The 10,713-nt window shown below is 40.8% G+C and carries 9 protein-coding genes and 1 pseudogene; 4 read left to right on the top strand and 6 right to left on the bottom strand.

Annotated features, from left to right (window positions below; all coding sequences use genetic code 11):
- Positions 1-858 (top strand): ScyD/ScyE family protein (locus HWQ37_RS26990; RefSeq protein WP_292753382.1); only part of this gene is annotated, 858 nt, incomplete at its 5' end.
- A gap of 33 nt (positions 859-891) precedes the next feature.
- Here HWQ37_RS26990 and HWQ37_RS26985 read toward each other — a convergent pair.
- Both HWQ37_RS26985 and HWQ37_RS26980 read right to left on the bottom strand, forming a co-directional pair.
- On the bottom strand, positions 892-1,710 hold the full coding sequence (locus tag HWQ37_RS26985) for an SDR family NAD(P)-dependent oxidoreductase (protein WP_292753380.1): 819 nt from the start codon (positions 1,708-1,710) through the stop codon (positions 892-894).
- An 890-nt stretch (positions 1,711-2,600) separates the two neighbouring features.
- Entirely contained in the window at positions 2,601-4,301 is a 1,701-nt protein-coding gene (locus HWQ37_RS26980; protein ID WP_292753377.1) for an alpha/beta hydrolase, read from the bottom strand.
- A gap of 306 nt (positions 4,302-4,607) precedes the next feature.
- Between HWQ37_RS26980 and HWQ37_RS26975 the strand changes: the two genes are divergently transcribed.
- The gene (locus tag HWQ37_RS26975) at positions 4,608-4,802 is read left to right on the top strand and encodes a hypothetical protein (RefSeq protein WP_292753374.1); all 195 of its coding nucleotides are present in this window, start codon (positions 4,608-4,610) and stop codon (positions 4,800-4,802) included.
- Between the two features lie 166 nt (positions 4,803-4,968).
- Here HWQ37_RS26975 and HWQ37_RS26970 read toward each other — a convergent pair whose 3' ends face one another.
- The 4 genes from HWQ37_RS26970 to HWQ37_RS26955 form a co-directional block, all read right to left on the bottom strand.
- A complete protein-coding gene (locus HWQ37_RS26970) occupies positions 4,969-5,886 on the bottom strand; it encodes an ion channel (protein WP_292753372.1) in 918 nt (305 codons plus the stop codon).
- Positions 5,887-5,995: 109 nt separating this feature from the next.
- Positions 5,996-6,850 carry a YsnF/AvaK domain-containing protein gene (locus HWQ37_RS26965; protein WP_292753369.1) on the bottom strand — a complete coding sequence of 285 codons (855 nt, stop codon included), beginning with the start codon at positions 6,848-6,850 and terminating at the stop codon, positions 5,996-5,998.
- A gap of 259 nt (positions 6,851-7,109) precedes the next feature.
- Positions 7,110-8,006, bottom strand: a complete 897-nt coding sequence (locus HWQ37_RS26960) for a DUF2382 domain-containing protein (RefSeq protein WP_292753366.1) — start codon at positions 8,004-8,006, stop codon at positions 7,110-7,112.
- A 464-nt stretch (positions 8,007-8,470) separates the two neighbouring features.
- Positions 8,471-9,295, bottom strand: a complete 825-nt coding sequence (locus HWQ37_RS26955) for a DUF2382 domain-containing protein (RefSeq protein ID WP_292753363.1) — start codon at positions 9,293-9,295, stop codon at positions 8,471-8,473.
- A gap of 241 nt (positions 9,296-9,536) precedes the next feature.
- Between HWQ37_RS26955 and HWQ37_RS26950 the strand changes: the two genes are divergently transcribed.
- Positions 9,537-10,271, top strand: a complete 735-nt coding sequence (locus tag HWQ37_RS26950; protein ID WP_292753360.1) for a DUF1995 family protein — start codon at positions 9,537-9,539, stop codon at positions 10,269-10,271.
- A 303-nt stretch (positions 10,272-10,574) separates the two neighbouring features.
- Positions 10,575-10,713: pseudogene (locus tag HWQ37_RS26945) on the top strand (photosystem II q(b) protein); the annotation flags it as partial.

Genomic DNA, 10,713 nt, shown 5'->3' with positions numbered 1-10,713 from the left:
TATGGTTCAAATCCCACATTTCGCGCCACATTAGGTAACACTGACTTAGGAAAAATTATCACTGCTAATTTTAATACAAATTCCTGGACTAGTGTTGCTGATTTGGCTAATTATGAACTTGCAAATAATCCCGATGGAGGCGATCTAATTAGCAATCCCTTTTCTCTGCTTTTAGATGGAAATAAGATTGTTACAGTTGATACTGGTGCTAATGAGTTACTCAGCGTAGGTACTGATGGCAGTAATTTAAAGGCGATCGCTACAATTCCCCGGCAGACATTAACTAATCCAATTTTTCCCTCTGGCCCATCATCATCACCATTTGAAATCCAAGCAGTACCCACAAATATCGCCAAAGGCCCAGATGGCGCTTATTATATTAGCCAATTAACTGGTTTTCCTTTTCCACAAGGCGAAGCAAAAATCTATCGAGTTGGTGCTGATAATAAACCAACAGTTTATACCGATGGATTTACTCAACTTACTGACTTAGCTTTTGATACTAAGGGCAATTTATATGCTTTGCAGTACGCTAATCAGTCACTCTGGAAAGGTAATCTAGATGGTTCTGTAATTAAAATAGCAAAGGATGGAACTCGCACAACTCTTCTTAGTGGTAATGGGTTAGAGTCTGCTACTGCTTTGACTATTGGTGCTGATGATGCTATCTACATCACAAACCGAGGCGATCGCCCAGGACAGGGACAAGTTATCAAAATTGAGAATCCCAAGTCTGTACCTGAATCTACTTCTACTTTCAGCTTATTAGCATTTCTTGGCACTGTGAGCCTTACTTTGTTGCATAAGGGTAAAGCCAAACGACTGAAGATTTTGGGTAAGTTTGTTCAGGAATGCTAAGTGTTGAGTTAGCGATCGCCCTCGGCTTCTATACTAGACGCTACGCGAAGGGATAAGTTTTTCAATCAGCCGTTGTCTGCTTGGTGCTGGCGGTGTAGCTATTCGTAAAATTAGCTCTAACAACCAAGGGGCGAGGCGTTGACACCACACAGCTAAATGACTTTGCCATCCGACTAAAATTTCTGATGAATCATTCTGCATTCCGGTGATCAGTGCTTTAGCCACTTGCTGGGGAGTCATGGGGATCACCCAGCGAAATAATTTTAAGTCGCGCACCATGTCTGTGTCTGTCAGGGAAGGCAATAATGCAATGACGCGGATATTGTGTTCCGCTAATTCTTGGCGCAAGGCTTGGGTAAACCCTAAGATGGCAAACTTGGTTGCTGAGTATGTCGCCATCGTTGGTGCTGCAACTTTCCCCATCAGGCTCGATACATTGACAATTGTCCCTTGTCTTTGGCTGGCCATGCGACGAGCAATCAAACTAGTGAGGTTGTACATTCCTAACAAGTTCACAGAGAGTTCTTCTTGAACTTGGGGCATTTTAGATTGCAAAAACGAACTTTGATATGCGACTCCCGCACAATTAACCAGGAGGTGAATCTGTCCGTAATTGCGCCACAGTTGGGCAACAGCGATATTTACTTCTATTGTTTGAGTCAAATCTAAGGCCACGATCGCAGCTTCTGTACCCATCGCCTCAATTTCGCTAGCTACCTCCACTAACTTCCGGCGATCGCGTGCTATTAATATCATCCGTTTGATGCCTTGTTGCGCTAATTCGAGAGCGATCGCCCGTCCAATCCCACGCGAAGCCCCTGTAATTAGGGCAACTTTACCTTGAATCTCCATTGATTTTATCCTCTAAAATTTAAGTCTTACCAAACTCTTCGTTATTGCTGATGCACACAATCAAGAGCTAGTCGCTTGTCGGCACAAGATAAGACAAATAATCAATCTTAATTGAAATCAAACTGAAACTAAGCCTTCAGTAACGAGATATTTCTTGGTTAATCTGCAATCCCTCATAATTGTCTATACGAGGCAGAAATTTCTCCTTTTTAACCCGTCAAAGCCTAACACACTTGGCTGAATGGGTATAGCTCATAGATTTTATTTCTCCTAGATCCGAGCGCTCATCAGCATTGTTGTCATACACACGTTAGCAATTAAATCAAGGTATTGCAATATTCTTTAATAAGAATTTCTTAATACTTCTTAACGACAAGTATATATATGCAAAAGATTTTATTAAATAAGTTTTTATAAATCCCTCAGTACAAATATCTCACTTCCCTGACAAATAGCCCTGTTTTAGTAAATTGTGATATCTAATTCATGGTTTAGAAACAAAAAAGACATATAGGATTGTGGCTAATGGTTGCAATCGTTAAAACCCTCAGCTAACTCATATAATCGCAACAGTATATTTACTGTTTTTTGAAAATAAAGTTTGATGACTTTTATTTATTGAAAACAATCAAAGAAGGCTAGAACGCTGTCTGGAATTATCTACTAAAACTTTAGGAAAAATAGTAATTTGTTTAGGTTTCGCTTTGAGTTCATCAAAGTAATGCTTGAGACTTGCCTCGTATAGCAAACTTCAATCATTCGTGAATAATAAGATCCCCGACTTATTAGAGAAATCGGGGATCTAAACTGTCAGTCTATATGATTCCTAATTGATGATTTTGCCTAAAGCTGTACTCCGTGCATTTACTTATCTTTCCAACTTCCTATAACTAACGGGGTGTAGGAGTAGGTTGAGGATTTGCTGGTTTGCTTACCTGGGGAGTTGGCTCACTCCAAATTTGATTGAACTGAGCTACCGACAATGATTGTAAAATACTGAGATTAAGCGGCTCCTTACTAATAAATGTGGCGTAGGAAGGCTGTAAATAGGAACGGTATTCAGGGCGGTTAAGGAGATGGCTTTCAAAAAAAGCGACGCTGAGGGCGTTGAGATAGGAATAAATAGCAGTACGATCTGGGCCTAGTAAGGCAGGTGGCACAGGTAAGACATCATTTCCAGAAGTAGGTTCGGCGATCGCTGAAAAGTGGGTGGCGTTTTCGATCAAAGCCAGGTACTTATTGGAGTCAGAAAGCCAGGTAAAGGGGCGAATTTGCTCAAATACGGGTGGTGCAAAAACATCTTGACTACCTGCTACCAGCATGACGGGAATTTTAATTTGACTGATTTCCCCCTGACCCAAAACTGAGCTGTCAATGGGATTAATCGCAATGACGGCTTTGATGCGATCGTCTTTAAGTTCGTAATTTTTTGGAGGTAACTCGTTTGCTTGACACTGCAAAAACAGCGACAAATTAAAGGAGGAATTATCGGGATTACAATCTTGCCTCAGTTGCTCAAAGTTAATATTCGCTCCTGCTAAAGTCAAAACAGTATAACCACCAAAAGACTGACCGATCGCCCCAACTTGCTGAAAATTGAGTTTTCCTTGGAGGCTGGGATCAGATTTATCTAAACGTTGGAGTTCATTGAGTAGATATTTGATATCTAAAGGTCGGTTGATAAATTCTGCTGCATCTGGCGGCCCTGCCAAACCCGCAAAATATTGTTGAAAGCGTTCGGCATTACTACCAGGGTGTTCCAATACAGCAACAGCAAAACCATAAGATGCTAGATGTTGAGCCAGGTAGACAAAGGTAGAGCGGTCTGAGGCCAGTCCGTGAGAAATTACAATCAGGGGAAAGGGAGGCGAAACTAATTCTCCAGCTTTTTGTGAACCTGCTGACGGTAAATAGATATCCACAGGTAGACGGCGTGAGCGAGAAATGTCATTTAACTCAAAGGTTTTTTTCTGCCAGGTAAATTTTCCTGGCGATCGCAAATCTGGTTTTTGGGAGAAATCAATTTTTGAAGTGGCTGCTTGAGCGATCGCTTCTTTTTGAAGAGAGGCAAAAACCTCATCCTTTCTTTTAATCAATTGTGACAAGTCATCGACTATCCTTAACCCCTCAGTGAAATTTACCCGTATCGTATCGCTAGGAAATTTCCGCAGTAAATTCACAACCGTTAATCCCTGTTGTTGATCGGCAGCAGACAAAATTAAAGAGGCGCGTATGGCATAAAAGCCATTCTTTCGAGACTCAGTAAGGAGTAATTTTCCTAGTTGTTGCACCAACTGCTCGCCTATCGGTGAGTAGGTAACTTGAGATACTAGTGTAGGAGTGAGATTAAAGCGCTGCTGGAGTAGATCCCGCAGTTGAGCGAGTTGTTCAGGTGTAGCACGACTAGCATAAAATGAAAAATCTTGATCGATTTTGCCAACTTTTGCAAAGGTTTCCAGCGAGTCCACCGATAAGGAAAATTCGCCAAAGGGAGGATAATAAAAGCTAATGCGTTCAGCCCCCAATCCGGGAGTGGCAGTCAAGAACGTAGATAGTAAACCAAAACCCAGATATCTCAAAAATTTTTTCATTAGAAAAACCCACTATCTAACCCCTGTTAAAACTTGTTTAAACAGAGAGGAAAGCGGGGCGGGATCTATAACCGCTTTCCTATTTACACTCCTATTTACGGTTACAAGCACAAGAATGCAAGTACTTGCTTTCATAGTTTCGCATATACGCAATAATTGGCACTCAACTAAATTTCAGGATACTAGGGACACACACCTGCGATCGCCTACTTATTCTCCTGAATATCAAAACATATAGGTAGCAAATTTTTCAGCCAAACAGCATCAGTAGCGCGATAATAGATATAGAGATCAAAATTAATTTATATGTCCATTCCTTCCTGTTCCTGTAGTGTTGTCGTCCTTAACCAACAACAAGAGCAAAATATCTCCCACCAAAACCAGTGCCAGGATGTGCCAGTTAACCACAGTAAGAGTATGGTTAAAACTTGCACTGTAGTTGAAAATGGTCGGGTAGTTGTTAAACCCTTACAACCAGCACTCAATCAAAGTTCTGAGTAATTTTCAGGAATTTAACAAAGTTTGGGGGTTTAATTCCCCAGCAAGACAGGCAGCAGGTTTTGTGTCGGGGTAAAATCCCCGGACGCTCGCAGACTCGCTAACGCAACGCTTACACAAAACGTAATTGCGAATTGCGAATTGCAAATTGCGAATTGGTTTAACCCCTTTACTCTAAAGGTAAAACATCGTGGAAGCGGTTGTAATCAATGTAGCGATGTCCATCGGGTGTGTGGTGAAAGATATCGACAAATTGATTGTTCCACAAAATCTCATTCGCACCATAGGTATGACGGGCATGAACAACCTGAGCAACCGTTTCATCAATGCCACTCAAAGAGACAATTAGCATAGTATTTGTCTGGGTTAACGATTCTGGTGTCATCCCATATAAAGGACTAAACTCATCAATGACATGCATCACTGACCAGCTTAACGTGAAGCTAGGTGTTTGGTTCCTCACCAGTTTGAGATCGTGGAACCGACGCATGAACTGTCCTTCTAGGGTTACTTCGTCGCGCATCAAGTAGACTCGCATTTGCGCCTCCAAAATCGTATTGCGCCGTCGATTAGCGCTGCGAAATATGAGAGTCGGCATCGCATTATGAGCTGTAATGACAGCAACACGGCTAAACAGCACACGGGCTGTAGGTCGAGAGAATCGAGCAAAGGCTAGTCCTGTCATCACAGCAATTCCCACCAAACCAATCATTGCTTCAATAGTGACAATAATGTTGGCGTAAGTTGTTTTCGGATACATTGCCCCATAGCCGATAGATGCTAGGGTTTGCACGCTAAAGAAAAAGACATCTAAAAAAGAGCCAGGTCGGGCGTTGGCAATACAATCTCCTCCTATCAAGTAAGCTAGGGCAAATAGAGCATTAATAGTTATATAAAAGGTACAAATCAGCAGGAGAAAGCCAGTCCAGGGAATCGTTAGCAGCAGATGATAGGGATCGCGCCAGTAGGAATACCATACACCCATACCTATAATCTCAAATTTTCCATCTTGAACTTGAATTTTAATCGGTGGGATCAAACGCTGCTTTCGTTTCTTGAGTGAAAGTATCTTCAGTCGAAATTTCATTGCAAGCAGCCAAAAGAACGGCAACTGCTTAGTATTTTGACACTCCCCGCTATAAAAAAATAGGGTGTGCAATGCCCACCCTACTAATTTATCTGCTAGAAACTTATTGTTATGGCTTTAGTGATTGACCTTTAGAGCAACGGTCAAACCACTCTTGGTATTTTTTCTGGTGTGACTCATCTTCAACGGTAATGGTGACACGCACCTGTTTGCAGCCGTGATTTCGCTCTAGTGCGATCGCATTCAATAATAAATTAGCAATTTTAGGCGAGCTAAATTCGCCGCTTACCGTTAAACCGTTGTCATCTGTAACTTCAAGTCTTTCTACTTCAGTCAAATCAAAGCCAGAAATTTCTCCTTGTCCTAAATCAATCTCTGCAAGTTGTTTGTGTTCTGGGCTAATTTGTTCCACAATCAGCTTTTCACGTCGGACAGGAACTTGTACCATCCGGGTTTCAATGACTTTGCGAACAATTACCTCACCAACTTTACGCTTACTGTTTTCAACGACTAGTCGTTCTTCTAATAGACGAATAATCTGTTCTTCAGGAACCTGTTCTAAATTTACTGGCTCAACTGGGCTATTTGTAATTTGATTGTTAGCTAGTTGCTCAGTTGAGTTAAAATCGCCTGGTGTTTCTGATTCTAAATATTCAGGCATATACTCAATTTCTGATTTGTTTAAGTCGGTGAAAACAGATTTACTCGGCTTGTCTATTTGTTTTATTCTCTGGCTCTGCAATCTAAATAAAGACTGCTGATTATATTCTCCAGTTTCTTCGTTAGTCTGGTTAGATATAACTAGGTTTAGCCGACGATTGCCATCCACGACTAAATCATGAACTACTCCTACTAGCTGACCTTGCTTATCAAACACAGCAAAGTTGTTTACCTTCTTTCTTAAATCTACCAGAGAGGAGATAGTACGAGAATTACCATTTGTCTGTAAAGTATTTTTTGCCATAGCTTGGCTATTCATCATGGAAACTTTTCTAACTGCTTTCTAATTAGATAAATTAAATGTATTAATCATCTGGATGCCATTTAGAAAATGTTTGCGATCGCATATATTTTTCCAAGTCATATCCAGAGTAATATTTGCAATCAAAAATCCCAAGTTGTATCAGCTATTATCAGCACAGGTAAAGCTAATTTAACAGCCTCACCTGCACTGTGTAGAATTAATTATTAGTCATTAGCTAGTAACTAATGACTATATTTACTTAGCGTTCTTCAATTGGAAGATTAGTAGAATTTACATCTAACTCTTCACGACGCACGGTTTCTTGAGTTTCAACTGTGTCTTGATCGACCACTTTTGTAACTCTAACTTCTTCACGCAAAAATGCTTCTTTGCGAACATCGGGAGTTTCTTCGTGGATTTCTATGCGAGCAACTTCGCCTTCACGGAAGTCTGCTTCGCGCCCAGAAACAGCCTTACCCGCATCTGCTGGAGTTACACGCTCAATCACAACTCGTTCTCTTTCTACCGGCACTGCAACTCGTGCAGTATCAGTTTCAACACGCTTGCCAATTGTTACTTCCCCAGTTTTTTGGCGGCGTTTAGTGGCAATGAGGCGTTCTTCATACAATTTCAAAGTTTGATGATCTTGCTCATTTAACCCGTATAAAGCCGGCTCATTTTCGTAAGTGTAGCTATCAGGAGCGTAAGTGGGAGTTGTAGGCAATGGTGCTGCCACTGGTGTTGCTAAAGGGTCTAATGGTGCTAAAGGATCTACACCTACACCAAGGTTGTAGTCTGTGGGTTGGCGATATACTCCACGCACCCGTTCTTCATAATCGTAATCAAGGGTTTGACGTTCATTGAACTCAGGCAAATCTTCAGCTTGCTCTCTAGTCAAGCCAATTGTGTAAACGCGATCTACGTTATAGTCGATACGGGCACGACCAATTGGTAGTAATACTTTTTTACCAAAAATCCAGAAGCCTAAGTCAACAACTAGATAGCGAAAATGACCTTCCTCATCAACTAAAACATCACTGACAGTACCAACTTTTTCATCAGTTCCCTGTGTATAGACACCCAGCCCCTTAATGTCATGACCATCAAAACTTTCTTGATAGCTAGGCTCAAAATCTTCTAATTTGTAAAGAACCATTATGTTTAACCTCAAATATTTATTTGTCATCTCTTAATATCTAAACTAAGACATTTATTTATTCTTATACATCCTTCTGCCGAATGAATTATTTCCAGGGTTAAATTATCGAAAGTTATAGATATTTTTCAGCGATATGGCTAACTAGATACATAAAATTGGCAGGATCTCAATTTAGTTTTGTAAAGATATGTCTAGCCTTTGTAAACGGTATTTGCCAGATAGATATAGCTGTCCAGATCCCCGACTTCTTTGAGAAGTCGGGGATCTAATCAAAAGTTTTGTATCTTTGGATCTGTATATGGTTTCTCAAGATGTAATTTTTTTGAATATTAAAATTCCCGACTTTCTCATAAGTCAGGAATCTTGTTATTGAATAAAAAACACAGGCAGAGATAAAAATTAACTTTGCCTGTATGATAATTTCAGATAAATCTACTAAACAAACTTATCAGCCAGCTAAATTAAATAGCTTTATCTTGTACATTTAAATTACCAGCAGTATCAACATCTAATTCTTCTCGACGAATAGTGTCTTGTGCTTCCACAATGTCATGTTCTACTACTTTCTTGACTCGGACTTCTTCACGCACAAATGCTTCTTTACGTATCTCAGGTGTTTCTTCGTACACTTCTATGCGTGCTACTTCCCCTTCTTGAAACTTAAGTTCATTGGGATTTACAACGTTTCCTGCTTCTGTTGGCGTAACTCGCTCAATCAGAATTCGTTCTTTTTCAACAGGTACTGTAAGGCGTACATTTTCTGTTTCAATATGCTTGCCAATCGTTACTTCTCCGGTTTTAACGCGGTATTTGTTGGCAATTAATCGTTCTTCATAGAGTTTAAAAGTTTGATGAGATTGCTCATTTAAGCCATATAAATCTGGATCTTGTTGGTAATTGTATGTATTGCGATCGTAAGTCACACTTTTGGTTGGAGAACGAAATACACTACGTACCTTTTCTTCGTAATCATTGTTAGCGATCGCATCTTCTGTATGATCGGGCAAACTTTCTATTTGCTGTCTGCTTAACCCATCAACATAGACACGCCTTTCTGCATCATTGATCTGGCAAAGACCAATTGGTAGTAAGATTTTCTTGCTAGCCAAATCTAAGCTTATATCAACAATTAAATACCGGAAATGACCATCATCGTCAACTAGAACGTCAGCAACTGAGCCAACTCTGTCTCCTCCCCCAGTATAAAGATCCAGCGCTTTCAGATCGTCTCCGCCAAAAGTTTCTCGATAATTTTGGTCAAAATGTTCAAGTTTATGAAGAGGCATACGCTGTACCTAAGTTGTTTATCAAGGTTTGCTTACGAGTGTAAAAAATATTATGCTAAATATCCTCCTGCTGGCGACTGAGTTTAATGGAGATATTTGAGGATTTATTTATATTAATAGGGGAATACTCAAGTGAAACAGCCCTGTGTTTTCATGGGATTGGGCGATCTCGTCTGCGTAAGTCCTAATTAAGAGCCAATACTGAAACAATGGGAGTAGACACTACAGAACCATGCAGATTATGAGTGAACTTCCAAATAGTCTTGAAGATGCGATCGCCCAATCTCGTACAGCCGTCCAAGCTGCCCTTGCCGATGGCTGTACTCGCTTACAAGTTGAGTTCCTGTTCCCAGAACTGAAGTTTATGCCGGTGGCGGAACAATTTCTACCGGCATTTACAGATTATGATTCCCGTTTGAAGATTTTCTTTGCTGACGCTGGGGCTGCGGCCTTAGCCCGTCGTGATTGGGCAGATGCACCATTTCAAATTTTGGATATTGGTACGGGTAGGGCTGCTTCCTTGCAGACAAAAATTCAGCCAGAGGATGAAATTTTCTTATTCATCGCCCCCACATCGGTAGAAGTGCCGCAGTTGGAAAAATTGTGTGAAGTAATAGGCGATCGCCCTTTAGTCTTATTAAATCCCCGCTTAGAAGATTCTGGGGTTGTGGGCATTGGTTATACAGCCAGAAAAATCCGCGATCGCTTTATCAGTACCATTGAATCCGCCTATTACGTGCGCCCCATAGACGATGAAAGTGCCTTATATCGCTGCTACCCAGGACAGTGGGAAGTTTGGCTAGAAACTGGCGGCGAATATCAAAGAATTGCCGAATTACCCACAAAACCATCTGGTGATGATTTGGATCTCATTGTTTCAAAAGGACAACCGCAAACAACAACAGACGCGACACCTGCGAGAAAGCCCAATGTGTTTAAGAGTTTGCAACGGTTCTTAAAGGCATTGAGTAGTTAAGATAATGCAGAGGCAGCAGAGATAGATTTGATTATCTGCTGCCTTATTTTGAGACTATCCTTCCCTTACTGGAAAACATTTTATTAGGGACTTCCAATAAATAAATAAATTATTCAATAGTCCTGGCTCTTTTTAATTCGGTATACTCCTGCCTGGTTTTTGATTTTTAATAAGCAAACCTGATAACTCGCATTAGATTTACTGTAGTAACAAAAGTTGATTAAAAATTGTAAAGCAGTGTAAAGTAGTTTCACAGGCAAAGACAAAACCGCCTGATTCATAAATAACCGCAATCATAAAACCATGACAACAACCTTACAACAGCGCTCAAGCGCCAATGTATGGGACCAGTTCTGCGAATGGATCACCAGCACCAACAACCGGATTTACATCGGTTGGTTCGGCGTAGTAATGATCCCCACCTTGCTAGCCGCTACCGCTT

Origin of the sequence: Nostoc sp. NMS4 (assembly GCF_017115095.1) — a bacterium.
In the GTDB taxonomy this organism is placed as follows: Bacteria; Cyanobacteriota; Cyanobacteriia; order Cyanobacteriales; family Nostocaceae; genus Nostoc.
This window is presented reverse-complemented; position numbering and strand designations above follow the sequence as displayed.